The organism is Rohdeia mirabilis, from assembly GCA_007750655.1.
GTDB lineage: Bacteria > Planctomycetota > UBA1135 > UBA1135.
This window is the reverse complement of the sequence record CP036290.1, coordinates 530,523-545,859: the sequence shown is the minus strand read 5'-3', so window position 1 is coordinate 545,859 and position 15,337 is coordinate 530,523. Positions and strand designations below refer to the sequence as shown.

Genomic DNA, 15,337 nt, shown 5'->3' with positions numbered 1-15,337 from the left:
GGCATCGAGCGCGCCGCTGCACGTCGAACCCGCTAATCACGCGGCAGCGTGTTGGTCGACTCGTTCCCGGTGGACGGTGCGCTCGGCTCGGGTCCGCCCGACGGTGCGGGGAACAGCAGGTAGCCGCGCGCGCGGCCCGGGACCGGCTCGCCGAAGCGTTCGGTGAGTTCGGCGACGAGCGCCTGGTGGACCGGTTGTCCGCTCTCGAGCAGCGAGTCGAGGATCGCGCCGCGCCCGCCGCCCGCGCTGACCTGGTCCACGAGTCCCATGGCGAACGGGCGCACGTCCTCCCAGCTGACGCGGATCGGCCCGCCCTGGTCGAACGGCATCGCGTCGAGGCGCGAGTGGTAGAAGACCGTGCGCGCCTCGGGATAGGTGCGCGTCAGCACCCAGCCGTCCTCGCCCAGGTCGGCCGCCAAGGGCACGACCCACTCGTGACCCGCGAAGCGCTCGTTCCAATCCACGAGGCGGTCGCGCGACCAGGCCAGCTGGAGCGCCACGAGCAGCCACAGGAACGAGCGCGGCGCGAGCGCGGCCCGCGGGTTCGAGTCGCTGGCCACGGCTGCGGACACGCGCGCCGCCGTCGTCGTCACGAGAAGCACCGCGACCGGCGCCAGCGCGATGAAGTAGCCGCCCTGCTCGTCGAGGTGCAGCGACCAGGCGAAGGGCGCGAAGAGGACGAGCAGCGCGAGACACGCGGCTTCGACGAGCGGCAGTCGGCCGCGCAGGCGCACGAGGCGCACCAGGCCGATCGCGAGCGCGAGCCCGGTGACGGCGCCGAACGGCCACAGGTACTGGGACACGAAGTACGACCCGTCGGCCGTGAGGTGCAGCACGGACTCGGACGCCGCGCGCACGAAACCTTGGCCGGTCGAACCGCGGCCGTTGGTCTCGAACCAGGCCCAGGCGGCGGCGGCGAGCACGAACACGGCCGGGACGACGTGGCGCGGACGGGCCCAGCGGCCCTCGCTGCGACAGGCGACGACGGCGAGCACCGGAGCCCACGGACCGCCCGAGAGGTGCGCGCCGGTGAGGCCGATCCACAGGAGGGCGGCGGTGAGGGCGCTGGGCGCGCGAGGTGGGTTGGTCGGTACGGCGTCAGGCACGAAAGTGCCACCTGCCGCCGAAGTCGCTGCGGATCGCAGCGACTTGGCGCGGCAGGTGGCACTTTCGTGCCTGACGCCGTACCGACCAATCCAATGCACCGCGAGGGCGGCCACCGCGAGCTGGAGGCCGTGCACCTCGATGCACGTGGCGTGGAAGACAGCCACCGGCAGGGTCGCGAGCAGCGCGGTGCCCACCGCCACGAACGGCCGGGGTAGACCGACGCGCGCGAGCGTCAGCCAGGTCGTCCCCACCGCCACGCCGTAGGCCACCGCGGCGAGGAACAGCGGCCCCGCTTCGCTCGGTCGCTCGGCGAAGGGGCTGACGACGAACGCCGCCGCGCGCGCCAACGGGAAGTAGAGGAGGTGGTGGTAGCCCACCTGCCCGTTCTCGACGAGGGTCGCGATGTCGCGCCCGTCGCCGAAGTAGCTCGACTGCCGCAGGAGGAGCGCCACGCACGTGGCCACGAGTCCGAGCCCACCGGCGGCGAGGAGGTCGGTGCGGGAGGGTCGGCGGTCGCGGTCCACCCGGGGAGTCTAGCGCCCGAGGGTCGGTGCCGTGTCGTACGTGTCGGTACGGCGTCAGGCACGCAGGTGCCACCTGCCGCGCCGAGTCGCTGCGAATCGCAGCGACATCGGCGGCAGGTGGCACCTGCGTGCCTGACGCCGTACCGACACGTACGCCCCGACTCAGTCGTCGGCCTTCCCGTCCGGGTGGCACGAGTAGCACGCGGGCGACGACCAGACGTAGCCCTGCACGTCCTCGTCGTCGTGCTCGTCGTCCATCTCGCTCTGACGGTGCTCGTGGCAGTGCGTGCACGAGAAGGTCGAGAACTGCATCGGCGTCGTGTGGCAGTCGGCGCAGTCCAGGTTCTTGTGCTTGCCCGTCTCGATCGGGAACGAGTGGTCGAAGGTCGCCCCCTCCCACATGAAGGTCGTGTGACACGCGTCGCACGAAGTCGGGAAGCCGAGGTTCGAGTGGTTCGGCTGGGTCGTCGCGTTGTACTCGCCGAGGTGACAGGCCGAACAATTGCTCGGCGTTCCGGCGAACACTCCACCCACGTGACACTGGGTGCAGTCCGCCGCCACGTGCGACCCGGTCAGCGGATAGCTCGAGTGGTCGAACTGCGCGCCGCCCCAACCGTTCGTGGTGTGGCACGAATCACAGCTCTGCGGGAATCCCGCCGCCACGTGGTTCGGATCGGTCGTGCCCAGGTAGTCCGCCTGGTGACACGACGCGCAGTCCGTCGGCGTTCCGGCGAAGACGCCACCGATGTGACACTGCGCACAGTCCGCGCCCGCGTGCGACCCGGTCAGCGGGAAGGACGTGTGGTCGAACGACGCCCGCTCCCAGGCGAAGGTCTGGTGACACGCGTCACAGCTCTGCGGGAATCCGGCCGTCACGTGGTTCGGATCGGTCGTCGCCTGGAACTCGGCCAGGTGACACCCCGCGCAGTCGTTCGGCGTTCCGGCGAAGACACCACCGATGTGGCACTGCGAGCAGTCCGCCATGGTGTGCGCTCCGGTCAATGCGAACGCCGTGTGAGCGAAGGTCGCGCCGCCCCAACCGTTCACGTCGTGGCACGTCTGGCAGTCCTGCGAGAAGCCGGCCGCCGCGTGCGCCGGTTCGGTCGTCGCCTGGAACTCACCCAGGTGGCACCCGGCGCAGTCGCTCGGCGTCCCGGCGAACACACCGCCGACGTGGCACTGCGAACAGTCGGCCGCCGCGTGCGCCCCGTTCAGCGCGAACGACGTGTGCGAGAAACTCGCGCCGTCCCAGTCGTTCGCGTCGTGGCACGCCTGGCAGTCCTGCGGGAAACCGGCCGCCGCGTGGGCCGGCTCGGTCGTCGCCTGGTACTCGGCCAGGTGGCACGCCGCGCAGTCGGACGGCGTCCCCGCGAAGACGGCGCCGACGTGACAGCTCGAGCAGTCGGCCGCGGCGTGCGCCCCGGCGAGCGCGAAACCCGTGTGCTTGAACCCCGACCGAGTCCAAGCGATCGGAGCGTGGCAGTCGTCGCAGCTGGACGTCCAGCCCTGCGCGAGGTGGTCGACCGAGGTCGCGGCCAGAGCGTCGGCGGCGTGGCACGACGCACAGTCGGTCGACACCCCCGAGAAGATCCCCTCTTCCGCTCCCGCGTGGCACTGCCAGCAGCTCACGCCCGCGTGCGCGCCAATGAGCGGGAAGCCGGTCCGCGCGTGTTCCGCGATGCTCTCGCGCGGTCGCCAGTCCTGTTCGGTGTGGCAGTCGATGCAGCGGTCACCGAGTTGCCCGCGGTGCACGTTCTCGTGACAGCCGGCACACCCGCGCGCGGCGAAGATCTCGACCGGCCCACGGTCGTTGTGACAGCGGATGCACTCGGCGCGCGCGTGGGCACCGATCAGCGCGACGCCGGTCTCGGCCTCGTGGTCGAACTCGAAGTCCTCGCGGATCGTGTTCCAGTCGGTCCCCGTGTGGCACAGCGTGCAGTCGGCGGGGAACGAGTCGTGCGGCACGACCGGTCCACGTGCGGCCCACCAGTCCTGCACCTTCACGTCGACCGCGCTCAACGCGCAGGCCGTGAGGCCGAACAGCAGGGCGGCCAGGAGCGGCAGTCGGCCACGGACTCCCGCGGGCGTCTTCTTTCGAGTGTCGTCGTTCATCGTGTCCTCTCGACCGTCTTCGCGATCAGAGCCTCCACTGGAGGTAGAAGCCGGCCGAAGTGGCGTCGCGGCCATCACCGAAGAAGTGTTCGGCGTACAGCGACGTGGAAGTTCGCCCGAACGAGTGGTCCCATCCGGCGCGCAGGGTCTGTTCGACCTGTTCGGTGTTTCCGAGCACGACCCCGTCCTGTTCGCTCGAGACGAGCTCCCAGGCGAGGTTGAAGCGCCCGATCGACGAGGTCTGGTCCAGGCCGAGCCGCAGACCGCGGATGGACGTGAACGTACCGTCGTTCGCGAAGACCGTGGCCGAGCCCTCGAGGCTCTTCCAGAACAGGTCGCGCTGGTTCAGGCGCAGCTCGGCGCCGCCGCCGTCGTCGTCCTGGTTGCGCCAGGCGTCGACGCGCGCCGTGATCCGCAGGTCGTCCGTCAGTCGGTGCCAGCCACGCAGACCGACGCGCTCGAAGAGCTGTTCGCGCAAGAGGTCCGGCGGAATGGCGGCGAACGCCGCGCGGTCGATGTCCGGCGGGCGCGTGCGGTCGAGGCTCAGGCTCACGCCGCTGCGCGTGTCCGGGCGCCACGTGCCGAAGACGTGCAGCTCGGTCAGGTCCGGTCCGGCGTCGAGTGCGCGCTCTCCGGACGTGTACCAGTCGACCAGCGCCGACGCGTGGACACTGTGGTGCTCGGTCGGTCGCCAGTCGGCGTCGAACGCGAGCAGGTCGCGATCGGCGGCCGCGTCGTGGAAGGACTTCTGGTAGCCGACGCCGTAGCTCAGCCCCGTGCGCTGCGTGCTGTCGCGGCGAGCGAAGAGGGCGATCTGGGCGTCGCGGCCCGTGTTCAGGTCGAAAGACGGTTCGGGCAAGAGGCCGAGCGACCCGCCGAGCGTCCAGGTGTGGCCGTCGCCGCTGCCGCCGCGCCGCGCGACCTCGATGCCGTCGAGCAGGCCGAACTCGACGAAGCCGCGCTGCAGGAAGCGACCGACCTGGACGCGCGTCGGGCGCTGGCGGTCGCCACCGACGGCGTAGCTGAAGCGCTGCAGACGCAGTTGGGTCTCGTCGTCCGAGTCGAGCTCGGTCTCGAAGCGGCGCATGACGATCTCGGCGTCCAGTTCGAGCATCCCGCCCTCGCCGAAGAGGTTCTCCCACGACGCATCGAGTCCGCCGCGCGTGAACGTGCTGGTGGTCCTGCCGCCCTCGCGATCCCAGGTGCGGTCGGCCTGCAGGAAGTAGCGGCCGCGCGTGCGGATCTCGCGCTCGGACGGCGTGGCGGCCCGGGGCGGCGCGAGCAGCGGCAGATCGTTGCCCCACTCGTCCATCGTCAGCGTCCACGGCGGGTGCTCGGGAACGTCGGTCCCTTCGGCGGCATCGGTCGGATCGGTCGGCGCGTCCTCGGCGACCAGCGCCTGCAGGCGCGCGAGCGGAACGCGCACCACGCCGCCGTCCCCGACGTCGAGCTCGTTGCCGCCCGAGACCAGTTCGACGCGCGCGCTCGTGCTCGACACGGACCGCACTTCGCCGATCACCACGGGGCGGCCGGCGGGCTCGAACTGCACGCGGTCCCCCGGCTCGAGGCCGCCGTCGCGCCCGACATCGACGAACACGCTGTCGCCCGCGACGCCGGTGACGACGACGCCCAGTTCCACGTCCTCCTGCTCGGCACTCTCCGCGGGCTCGGCGTCCGAGGGCACCAGCGGCAGCGCGGCGAACGGCGTGCAACAGAACGCGAGCGCCAGAAGAGTCGCGGCGCCGATCACCGCTGCTCCTCCTCGAAGCCGAGGCCGTGGCAGTCGACACAGGCGGTGCCGAGCGGCTTGTAGCGCACCACTTCGCCGCCACCCGGCAACGGATTCGCGCGGTGGCACGCGGCGCAGTCGAGCGCGGCGTGCTGGGCGTCGAGCGGGAAGCGCGTGTCCACGTCGTGATCGAACCGAAGGTCCGCGAACGTCGTCGGCGCGGCGTGGCAGCTCGCGCAGTCCGTGCGTCCGTTCACGTCGAACTGCCCGAGGTGCGGGTCCGTGTGGCAGTCGGCACAGCTGGTGCCCTGCGCCAGCCCCAGGTGCATCCCGGTCGCGTCGGCGCGCGGCAACGTGTGGCAGGCCGCGCAGTCGGCCGCCGCGTGCGAGTCCGTCAGCGCGAACTCGGTCCAGCGGTCGTGGTCGAAGCGCTCGCGCACTCCGCCGACGAAGCCGGACGTCGTGTGACAGCGCGCACAGCCGACGCGTCCGTCCACGTCGGCGGGTCCGGTGCGGTCGAACGCGCCCAGGTGCGGATCCGTGTGGCAGGTGGCGCAGGCGTCGAGCGGCCCCGACCAGCGTTCGTGCGCGAACCCGAAGCGACGACCGGTGGCGGCGCCGGGTCCGTGGCAGCTCTCGCAGCTGATCGCGTCGTGCGCGCCGTCGAGGGCGAAGCCCGTCCAGGCGCCGTGCTCGAACACCTTGCGATCCACGGCGGCGAAGTCGTCGGTCCCGTGACAGCGCGCGCAGCCGATGCGGCCGTCCGCGTGGTGGTCGATCGCTGCCAGCGCGCCGTCGAGCACCGGTCGTTCGATCGCCGGCACGTCGCTGCGGTCGTAGGCGTCGAGCAGAGCGGCGACCTCCTCGAAGCGCCCGGCGTGCACGTCGTCGTGGCAGCCACTGCAGGCCGCGTGGCCCTGCGGCGCCTCGGCCACGCGCCCGAACGTGCGGCCGAACGCGTCGGGCTCGCTGGCTTCGGTGTGGCACTTCGCGCAGTCGAGCGCTGCGTGCGCGCCGGTCAACGCGAAGTGCGCGCGCCCGTGGTCGAACGTCTCGCGATCGACGTCGTCGAACGCCGTGGTCGTGTGGCACTCGGCGCAGCCGCCGGCGTTCTCGAGGAACGCGAGCCCGCCCTCGTGCGCGTCGGCGTGGCAGGCGGCGCAGGTCGATTCGGCGCTCGCGAAGTTCACGGCGCCCAGCGTCGACTCGTCGAGCAGCTCCGGATGCTCGGGCACGTGGCACCCGGCGCAGTCGGCCGCGACGTGCGCGCCGGTCAGCGGGAACGTGGTCGAACCGTGCTGTTCGGTGTCGAACGCGTGCGGATGGAAGGCGTCGAGGGTGTGGCAGTCGACGCAGGACGCGCCGGCGAAGGCGCTCGGTCCGCCCGGGTCGAACTGCCCGACGTGCGGGTCCTCGTGACAGCTCGCGCAGTCCGATCGCGACCGTCCCGGGAAGCGCTCGGCGAACGTCGCCACCGCGGCGTCCTGGTGGCAGGCCGCGCAGTCGAGTCCCGCGTGCGGCGCGTCGAGCGCGAACCCGGTCGCCGCGTGCTGGGGCTCGTCGATGGTGGCACCGACCGTGAAGCTGTCGTGCACCGCGTCGTGGCACAGCACGCAGGCGTTCTCGACGCGCAGCGAAGCGAGCGCCGCCGTCGTGGCCACGAAGTCGCTCGTGTGCGGGTTCTCGTGGCAGTCCGAGCAGGCGCGCTCGGTCTCCGGGCGCCCCAGGTTCGCGAGCGTCGCGATCGAGTGGACGCCCTCGAGCGGGTGGCAGTCGCTGCAACCCGGCCGGCCGTGCGCACCGACGAGCGGGAACGCGTCGCCGTGGGCGAAGCTCGCGACCGCGGCGAACGGATGCTCCTGCCCGTGACAGGTCGCGCAGGACTCGGAGTAGGTGCCCTCGTGCGGATCCTCGTGACAGGTCGCGCAGGCCTGCTCGGCGCCGAGGAAGCGCGGCTCGCCCTTCTTCAAGGTGACGGCGTCCGCGTTCGCGTGGCACTCGGCGCAGCGCAGTTCGTCGTGCGCTCCCTCCAGACCGAACTGCGTGTGCCCGTGGTCGAAACCGTCGATCTCCGGGACGCCCGCGCGCGCGAAGGCCATGGCCCCCGACAGCGGCACGTCGTCGCCGTGGTGCTCGACGTGGCACGACGCACACGCGCGGGCGATCTCGGCGTCGAGCGCGCCGTGGAAGCCGTGTCCGTCCGCCAGCTGTTCCTCGATCGCGGTGTGGCAGCTCAAGCAGGCCTGGACCAGCGTCACGCCGCCCGAACCGTGGCACTGGACGCACCCGTCCTGCCCGACGAGTTCGGCCACCGCGGCGTGCGTCGACGACAGCGGACCGGGACTGGTGCGCCCGAGGTCGATGACGACCAGCATCACGACCAACGCCAGCGACGCGATCGAGAGCAGCACCCGCGGATCGGCGACCTTCACGGCGCACCTCCGAAGCCCAGGTCCGCGTACTCGAGCGCTGTCACGATGTGCGCGACGACGAGCAGGACCATCAACAGCGCGACCCAGCGGTGCAGGTAGCGCCAGGTCGCGAGCAGGGCGCGCAGGTCCTCGTAGTGCGCGACCATCAGCGCCGTGCGGTGGGCGCGGCGCGCAAGCTGCAGCAGCTCGCGCAGTTCACCGGCGGGAATGCCTTCGGCTCGACCGTCGAGCGCGATCCTGGCCAGCACCTTGCCCAGACCGAACTGCGACGCGACGAGCGAACGCACGCGGCGCAGGAACGAACCGCGCCAGGCCTCCGCGTCGACGAGGGCGTCGACCGTGGCCCGCGCGCGCTCGGCGAAGGCGCGGTGGTCGCCCTCCCAGGTCGCCGTCAGCCGCGCGAGCTCGGTGCGCGCCTCGTCGATCGCCAGCTCGCGACCGTTCGCCGCGCGCGGCACGAAGGCGTAGAAGTAGCGGCCGATCGCTCCCGTCGTCACCAGGATCGCGAGCGCCCACAGCGCGTGGCCGCCGACCGTGTGACGCGGCGCGAAACCGGCGTGCAGCACGGTCAGCAGGAACGCCATCAGGCCGGTGACCAGGTGCGACGTCATCCAACCGCGCAGCGTTCCGAAGCGGATCGGGAGGCGCGGTGAACGACGGACGAGGTAGGCGAGGTTCGTGAGGATCAGGAGCGCTGCGGCGATACCGAGCCACAGCCCGAGCCCCGCCGCCGGACGCAGCCAGCCGTGCTGGTCGAGTGCGACGCGGCGGGCCGCTTCCGCACCGTAGTAGTCCTGCTGCAGCAGTGCCCAGGCGAGTACCACGAGGCCGAGCAGCGTCGCGGCGGCGAGGCCCGGAACGAGACCCGCTCCCTGCTCGACCAACGGCTCGTCCGGCGGGCGGTCGCTGTGGTCGAACGAGACGCCGGAGCGCTCGAGCTGTTCGAAGGGCGGCGTGCCACCGGCGAACACGAAGACCTCGTCGTTCTGGAGGATCAGACGACGCGGCACGCCTCCCTCGCGCAGGGTCAGCTCGACCTGTCCGTCGGCGACGGTCTCCACCTGACTCTCGAACAGCACCTCGAGCGCGTCCTCCTCCAGCGCCGCGGCGATGCGGCGAGCGTTGCGCGACTTGATCCGCGCGAACGCGTTGCGACGGTAGGAGAGCGTCACGCGGTTGCCGGACTGCTCGGCAAGTCCGAGCGCAGCCTCCACCGCGCTGTCACCACCGCCGACGACGAGGATGCGCCGGTCCACGTAGGACTGCGCGTCGAGCAGCGAGTAGGCGACCTTCGGCAGGTCCTCGCCGGGCACGTCGAGCTTGCGCGGGGTGCCGCGCCGACCGAGAGCGAGACAGACGTGGCGCGCGTCGTAGGTCTCGATCGGCGCGTCCAAGCTCGGTCCGACGCGCGCGAGCACCCGCAGGGTTCCGTCGCCGCGCTGTTCGACGCGGTCGAAGTGACGACCCGAGACGATCGGGAGCTCCTCGCGCTCGGCGATGCCCTCCCACAGCTCCATCAGCTCTTCCTTCGAGTAGCTCGAGCGCGTGAGTCGGCCGTGGAGCGGGAGGTCGACCGGCTGGGTCATCACGAGCTTGCGGCGCGGGTACTGGGACACCGCGCCGCCGACGCCTTCGCGTTCGAGCGTGACGAAGCGCAGGCCGCGGCGCTTGGCCTCGAGCGAACAGGCGAGACCCGCCGGCCCCGCACCGACGATGCACAGATCGAGCGACGTGTCGGTCGTCGGGCGCTGCTGGACGCGCGCCGCCACGGTGGCCGCGACCGCCGTTCCGTGCGCGATCGCCGTGCGTACCAGGGCGTGGCCCGTCACCTCCCCCGCCAGGAACAGCCCCGGGACGTGCGGCGACTCGAAGTCGGACGCGAGGGCCGGGATGTCGCGCCGCTCGGTCAGGTCCCCGAGCGTGACGGCGACGGCGCCGACCGGACACTCCTCGGCGCAGCGGGCGTGGCCGACGCAGCGCGACCCGTGCAGCACGACCGCCTGACCGTGGAGCATGCCGAGCACGCCTTCCTCGGGGCAGGCCGCGACGCACGAGCCGCAGCCGATGCAGCGCGAGAGGTCGATGACCGGGTACTGCAGCCGCGCCTGGGCACTGCCGGTCGCGGCGGCCTCGCGGCGTTCGGCGATGGTCGTGCGGGCGTGCTCGACCTCGCGGCGGCGCACGGCGACGACCAGAGCGACGATGCACGCCACGAGCACGAGAGTGAGCAGGATCCAGGCCATCGAAGGTGTCCGCGCGCGCGCGGGTGATGACGCCCAGGCACCTGCCGTGCCAGAGGCAGCATCGGCTGGTCCGATTCGCACTGCTCCCCCGGCAATCCGGGTTCCAGCACGCGTCACGCACAGTGTCGGGTCTGTCCGAGCGCGACCGGGATGACGAACCGTTCAGATCCCGGTCCAGACTCTGGACACCTTTCCAGGATCTGGATTGATCGGTACGGCGTCAGGCACGCAGGTGCCACCTGCCGCGCCGAGACGCTGCGAATCGCAGCGTCTCGGCGCGGCAGGTGGCACCTGCGTGCCTGACGCCGTACCGATCAATCCACGCGCAAGTAGACGAACGTCACGGGGCCCGCGCCCATCGGCGTCGTCACCCGCAGGCCGGCCTCGTCGACCACGGCCGCCCGCGTCTCGACGAACTCGGGGTCCTGGGCGTCGACGATGGAGAGTTCGAGCGCGACGGTCGCCTCGGTCTCGCCGCCCTCGATCCGCAGCCAGCTGCCGTTCTCCTCGCGGTCGAGGTACACGCTGTTGACCGGGTTCAACTGGCGCCGGTGTCCGGTCAGCGTCCCGTCGGCGGCCAGCTCGAAGTGCATCTCCGACGCCCGCAACGCGCCGCTCAACTGGCCGAGGGCCATCTCGACGACGCCCGCCCCCTGACCACCGAGGCGCTCCACCAGCAACGACTTGCTGGCATCGATCGAGGCCTGCGCGTCGAACTCGAAGCGCCCCACCGGGTCGGGCGGATCCACTCCACCGCAGCCGACCAGGGCGACCGACGCCACGGCCGCCCCGATGGCTGCGGCCGCGGCGCGCGTCACGGATCGCGTCCCGGTTCGCCGGCCAACGCGCACGCTCTCGATCGCCGTGCCCATCACGGGCGGCGGTTGAAGACCACGGCCGTGATGCTCGTTTCCGTGTCCGTCGACATGTGCAGGGTGTCGCCCATCACGACGAAACCCAGCTGCTCGACCACGTCCGAACCGACGCTCTGGGTCGTGCCGACGGCTCCGTTCTCGCCGCGGCTCCAGGATCCGGTCATCTCCTCGGAGATCGGGTCGCCACCGAACGGATCGGGCATGGTGCGGTTCCCCGTCAGCGTGCCGTCGGGCGCGATCGTCAGCGAACCCGTGGACTGCTCGAACATCGACGCCATCATCGCGGCGACCTGCTCGAGCTGCTCGGCGGGGACCTGCATGTCGGCCAGCAGCGCGTCGGCGTTGATCGCGTAGGTCGCGGCGCCGTCGAAGTCCCACGTGCCGATCAACGGGTCGGGGGCGTCGGGAGTCGAGCCACAGCTCGCGAGCGTCGCGACGAGGGCGAGGGGCAGGAAGAGAGCGGACTTCATGGATTCGATGGGTTCGGAGCTGAACGGACGGTTCACGGCGTCGGTGCGTCGCAGCGCACGGCCGCGGTCGCCACATGGCGCCGCGGTCCGCACGCCGGCCGTCACTTGGCTTCGGCGGCCTGACGGGCGAAGACCATCGTCATCTCCGGACCGTTGTCGGCCGGCATCACGACGCTGAAGCGGTCGCCCTCGAGATTGCCCGTGACGGTGGTGGCCTCGTCGGCACCCTCGTCGGTCGTGACCAGGGTCAGGACGCCGGCGTCGTTGGTCCAGGTGCCCGACGTCTTCTGGCTGGCGTCGCCCATCGGCGAGTCCATGACGCCCTCGACCGTTCCGTCCGCGGCGAAGGTCATGGTCGCGTTCATCGAGCTGAAGAGCTTGGCCATCATCCCGGAGGCGGCGGCCTGCTCCTCTTCGCTCATGTCGGCGAACATCGAGGCCTTGCTGGCTTCCAAGGTCGCCGTTCCGTCGAGTTGCCAGGTGCCCACGGCCGGATCGACGGCGGGTTCGGACGAGCATCCGACGAGGAGCGCGGTGGCGGCGAGCGCGGGCAGGGCGAGGGTGCGAAGAGCGTTCATCATCGTTGGAGCCGAAGTCGGGTCGGGCGCGGCAGGTTCGAAGGCGCGGCGACGGGTGAGGGGGTTGACGGGCGGAGCGGGCTGCTCCGAACCGATCCAGGGCCGCGGCGGGGATCGCTGCGATCTGGCGCGAACACGATAGCTGGCGCTCCGTCCTGCTGTCGACAGCGCCAGGGCGAAGCCGGCCCGGGAACGGGCCCTGCGGCCGGATTCGACCCGCTTCAGCGCGCGTCGAGGTACTGGCGCATGTCCTCGGGGATCGGCGAGCGCACCTCGACGCGCTCGCCCGTGACCGGGTTGGTGACAGCGATCCAGTGGTTGTGGAGCGCGTGGCGCGGCAGGCCCAGCGCGAGCTCGTCGGCCGCCGTCAGCTCGCCGTTCGACGCGCGCAGGAAGAGCTGTTCGTCGAGCCCGTACAGCTTGTCCCCCACCAGCGAGTGACCGATCGCGTCCATGTGCACGCGGATCTGGTGCTGACGTCCGGTCAGCGGTTTGCACGAGACCAGCGCGCAGTCCGCGTGCCGCTCGAGGACGCGCCACGACGTCTTGCTGGCGAGCCCCTCGGGCACGGGCGACATCTTCAGCTTCACCTCGCTGTGGCGATCCGGCCCGAGCGGTAGGTCGATCACGCCCTCGTCGCGCACCGGCACGCCGCGCACGATCGCGTGGTACTCCTTCTCCACGTCGCGCCGCTCGAACTGCGACATGATCTTCGCGTGACTCTCCGGGTCGCGCGCGCACACGACGATGCCGCTCGTCTCGCGGTCGAGTCGGTGACAGAGCTTGATGCGGTACTCGCGCCGCTCCTCGGTCTGGTCGAAGGCCGCGTGGATGCGCTGGATCAGCGTGTCGGCCAGGTGGCGCCCCGACGGGTGGACGGGCAGCATCGGCGGCTTGTCGACCATCAGGATCTGCGCGTCCTGGTAGAGGATCACGAGCTCGCTGGCGGCCGAGGTGGCGCGCTGGATCCGCAGCGGCTCGGGAATCTCGACCTCGACGCGCGAGCCGTGCAGCAGCCGCCGACCGGGGCGCGTCTCGGTGGCGAGTTCCGCGCGCGCCAGCCGTTCACCGGGTTCGGCCGCCGCCACGCGCACGAAGCCGTCCTTGATCAACTGCTGGATCGAGGTGCGCGAACGCCAGTGGATGAAGTGCTGGAGGAACGCGTCGAGCCGGACGTGCACCTCTTCCAAGGGTTGCTGCAGATCGCTGGCGCGAACGGTCAGCTCGACCCGGTCCGGGGGCACGGACAGGTCGCGGTTCTTGGGGAAGAGGCGCATGGCGGGAAGTCGGGCGATCGAGGGTAGCCGGTCGGGACCTTCGGTGCGCACGTGCCGCCTGTTCCCGCGCCACGCGAGCGTTCGTCACTCGCCGCTGCAGGTGGGCCCGCGCACCAGTTGCCGCGCGAGAACGGCCTTGCAACTTCGTACCCTCTCGCGCCCCCCGACCGCCGTTCGGCGCGCCACTCGCTGGCCCGCCCGACAACGACGAGCACGCCTCGGATCTCTTCGGCCTTGACCGCCGCGCCACTTCCGCACATGACCCTGACCGCCATCTTCCACGACATCTTCGTCTTCCTGACGCTCGTCCTCCGCTCGGCGAACGGTTTCGAGATCGAGGCGCACATCGGTGGTTTCGACGGGACGCTGCGGCCCGACGTGAGGCAACTCGTGGCCCACGCGGCGCCGTCGACGGCCAGTGGGGCCGAGCGGCTGAGCAGCGCCTCGGCGACGGTCCCCGACGGCCCCTACCTCCACCACGCGGTCACGCGTCGCGCGGGGCAGGCGTGGCTCGAACTGGACCTGACGGTCACGAACGGCGAGATGCACGGGCCGCGCTCGCCGCACGTCTTCGATCGCTGGCTCCAACTCGACGTGCCGGTCGACATGGCGCTCGTTCCGCGCTTCGACTGGATCCACGTCGAGTCGCTCGCCGCGGGTTCGTACCGCGTCGACCTGGGCGGCGATCTCTTCCAGGGCATGCTGCTCGAGCTTCCTCTGGCGCTCGTGCCGCACGAACTGCTGCTGGCGGACGGCAGCCCCGGTCCGCAGCTGGCCTACCAGCTCGAGCACCTGCCGTGGCTCGGCGACGGACCCGGCTTCGTCGAGAACTTGCCGCTGCTCCCGGCCGATCCCGCCGACGCGTCGAACATCACGTTCCGCACCGACGGCCTGCCGTTCCTCGAGGCCGCCTACGTCGACTACGACTACGGCGCCGCGGCGGGCGGAGCCTCGATCCGCTTCGACTTCGGTGCGGAGTTCGCGTGGATGGACCGGCTCGACGTGTATCGGATGATGAAGCGCTGGTCGTGGGAGATCCACCGCCGCCCGCAGCGCTGCTACCTGACGTTCGACGGCGAGCCCCTGCGCCCGGCCGACGCCCCGGTCGGCTTCCAGTTCCTGATCGGGCCGAGCGAGTACATGATCTCGAACTACGTTTCCGCGTCGTTCGGCTTCGACGAGGTCTGGATCGCGCAGAACCTCGCGGCGCTCAAAGGCACCATCGATCTGCAACACGGTCCGCGTTGGTTCGGCCCGGACGCCTACCTCGCACAACGTTTCGACTGCCCGAGCTCGCGCCGGATGGTCGCGAGGATGGCCGCCGCCGCGCGCCTCGTCGCGCCGAACGCGCTCGACGTCCATCCCGGCGACCTGAACCGCGGACTCGGCTGGAACGCGGTGCTGCAGGCGACCAGCGTCCTCACCAACGACGACCAGGACGCGCGCCTGTGGTTGCGCCGCTTCGTCGCGACGTGCGAGCGCGATCAGTCGGCGTTCGGCGGCCTCTGCGCGTGGACCACGAACAAGGAAGCGACCGACTACGCGCCGCAGTACGTGTCCATGGCGACCGGAGTCCCGATCGGGGACGTGCCGATCGTGCCGGTGACCCAGCCGTACCAGGAGACGGTTCTCGCCTGGGGCCTGTGGTGCGCCGAACAGGTCGGCATCACGACCGGTCCGCACCTGCTCGACGATCTCGTGCACTTCATCTGCGAGACCTGTCGCGAGCCGGGCAGCGGCCGACCCTGGTACCGCGTCGGGGTCGACGGTCAACGGCTGTCGTCGAACGCCGACGGCTTCTACCACGGTGCCGCACTGGCGCTCGGACTGGCGCGCGACCTGCCGGGCAACGACCAGTGGCTCGCCGACCACGACGCCACCGCGCCGGTCGTCTTCGGCCCGCCGGCCGGTCCGAACTTCGAGCGTTGGCGCAACCAGTGGCACCTGCGCGGACTGCGGTGAGCGGGCTGCGGTGAGCGGGCTGCGGAGC

The 15,337-nt window shown here is 71.3% G+C and carries 10 protein-coding genes; 1 reads left to right on the top strand and 9 read right to left on the bottom strand.

Translation table 11 applies throughout. The features are described 5' to 3' along the window. Positions 1-32: 32 nt before the first annotated feature. The 9 genes from Pla163_RS01975 to Pla163_RS01935 all read right to left on the bottom strand — a co-directional run bounded on the left by Pla163_RS01975 (position 33) and on the right by Pla163_RS01935 (position 13,347). Positions 33-1,631, bottom strand: coding sequence for a hypothetical protein (locus Pla163_RS01975; protein ID WP_145182775.1), 1,599 nt, complete (start codon positions 1,629-1,631; stop codon positions 33-35). Positions 1,632-1,793: 162 nt separating this feature from the next. Continuing rightward, on the bottom strand, positions 1,794-3,743 hold the full coding sequence (locus tag Pla163_RS01970) for a hypothetical protein (RefSeq protein WP_145182772.1): 1,950 nt from the start codon (positions 3,741-3,743) through the stop codon (positions 1,794-1,796). A 25-nt stretch (positions 3,744-3,768) separates the two neighbouring features. Next, the gene (locus Pla163_RS01965) at positions 3,769-5,493 is read right to left on the bottom strand and encodes a hypothetical protein (RefSeq protein ID WP_145182768.1); all 1,725 of its coding nucleotides are present in this window, start codon (positions 5,491-5,493) and stop codon (positions 3,769-3,771) included. Then, positions 5,490-7,904: a hypothetical protein gene (locus Pla163_RS01960; protein ID WP_145182766.1), complete on the bottom strand. Its 2,415-nt coding sequence runs from the start codon at positions 7,902-7,904 to the stop codon at positions 5,490-5,492. Before Pla163_RS01960 ends, Pla163_RS01965 begins: the two co-directional genes overlap by 4 nt. Continuing rightward, positions 7,901-10,147, bottom strand: coding sequence for an NAD(P)-binding domain-containing protein (locus tag Pla163_RS01955; protein ID WP_145182763.1), 2,247 nt, complete (start codon positions 10,145-10,147; stop codon positions 7,901-7,903). The genes Pla163_RS01960 and Pla163_RS01955 overlap by 4 nt, the downstream gene beginning before the upstream one ends. A 314-nt stretch (positions 10,148-10,461) precedes the next feature. Further along, positions 10,462-10,965 (bottom strand): hypothetical protein, encoded by a 504-nt coding sequence (locus tag Pla163_RS01950; RefSeq protein ID WP_145182760.1) that lies wholly within the window; start codon positions 10,963-10,965, stop codon positions 10,462-10,464. Positions 10,966-11,018: 53 nt separating this feature from the next. Continuing rightward, positions 11,019-11,492, bottom strand: a complete 474-nt coding sequence (locus tag Pla163_RS01945; protein WP_145182758.1) for a hypothetical protein — start codon at positions 11,490-11,492, stop codon at positions 11,019-11,021. Between the two features lie 101 nt (positions 11,493-11,593). Next, positions 11,594-12,070 (bottom strand): lipocalin family protein, encoded by a 477-nt coding sequence (locus tag Pla163_RS01940; protein ID WP_145182756.1) that lies wholly within the window; start codon positions 12,068-12,070, stop codon positions 11,594-11,596. A 221-nt stretch (positions 12,071-12,291) separates the two neighbouring features. Next, positions 12,292-13,347, bottom strand: coding sequence for an RluA family pseudouridine synthase (locus tag Pla163_RS01935; protein WP_145182754.1), 1,056 nt, complete (start codon positions 13,345-13,347; stop codon positions 12,292-12,294). A gap of 258 nt (positions 13,348-13,605) precedes the next feature. On the opposite strand from Pla163_RS01935, the gene Pla163_RS01930 reads away from it, so the two are divergent. Then, the gene (locus Pla163_RS01930) at positions 13,606-15,309 is read left to right on the top strand and encodes a hypothetical protein (protein WP_145182752.1); all 1,704 of its coding nucleotides are present in this window, start codon (positions 13,606-13,608) and stop codon (positions 15,307-15,309) included. Positions 15,310-15,337 lie beyond the last annotated feature (28 nt).

Excerpts from the sequence above, each read along its gene's own strand:
- Pla163_RS01935 (WP_145182754.1), bottom strand. The coding sequence starts at position 13,347 with ATGCGCCTCTTCCCCAAGAACCGCGACCTGTCCGTGCCCCCGGACCGG.
- Pla163_RS01930 (WP_145182752.1), top strand. The coding sequence starts at position 13,606 with ATGACCCTGACCGCCATCTTCCACGACATCTTCGTCTTCCTGACGCTC.
- Pla163_RS01940 (WP_145182756.1), bottom strand. The coding sequence starts at position 12,070 with ATGAACGCTCTTCGCACCCTCGCCCTGCCCGCGCTCGCCGCCACCGCG.
- Pla163_RS01970 (WP_145182772.1), bottom strand. The coding sequence starts at position 3,743 with ATGAACGACGACACTCGAAAGAAGACGCCCGCGGGAGTCCGTGGCCGA.
- Pla163_RS01945 (WP_145182758.1), bottom strand. The coding sequence starts at position 11,492 with ATGAAGTCCGCTCTCTTCCTGCCCCTCGCCCTCGTCGCGACGCTCGCG.
- Pla163_RS01955 (WP_145182763.1), bottom strand. The coding sequence starts at position 10,147 with ATGGCCTGGATCCTGCTCACTCTCGTGCTCGTGGCGTGCATCGTCGCT.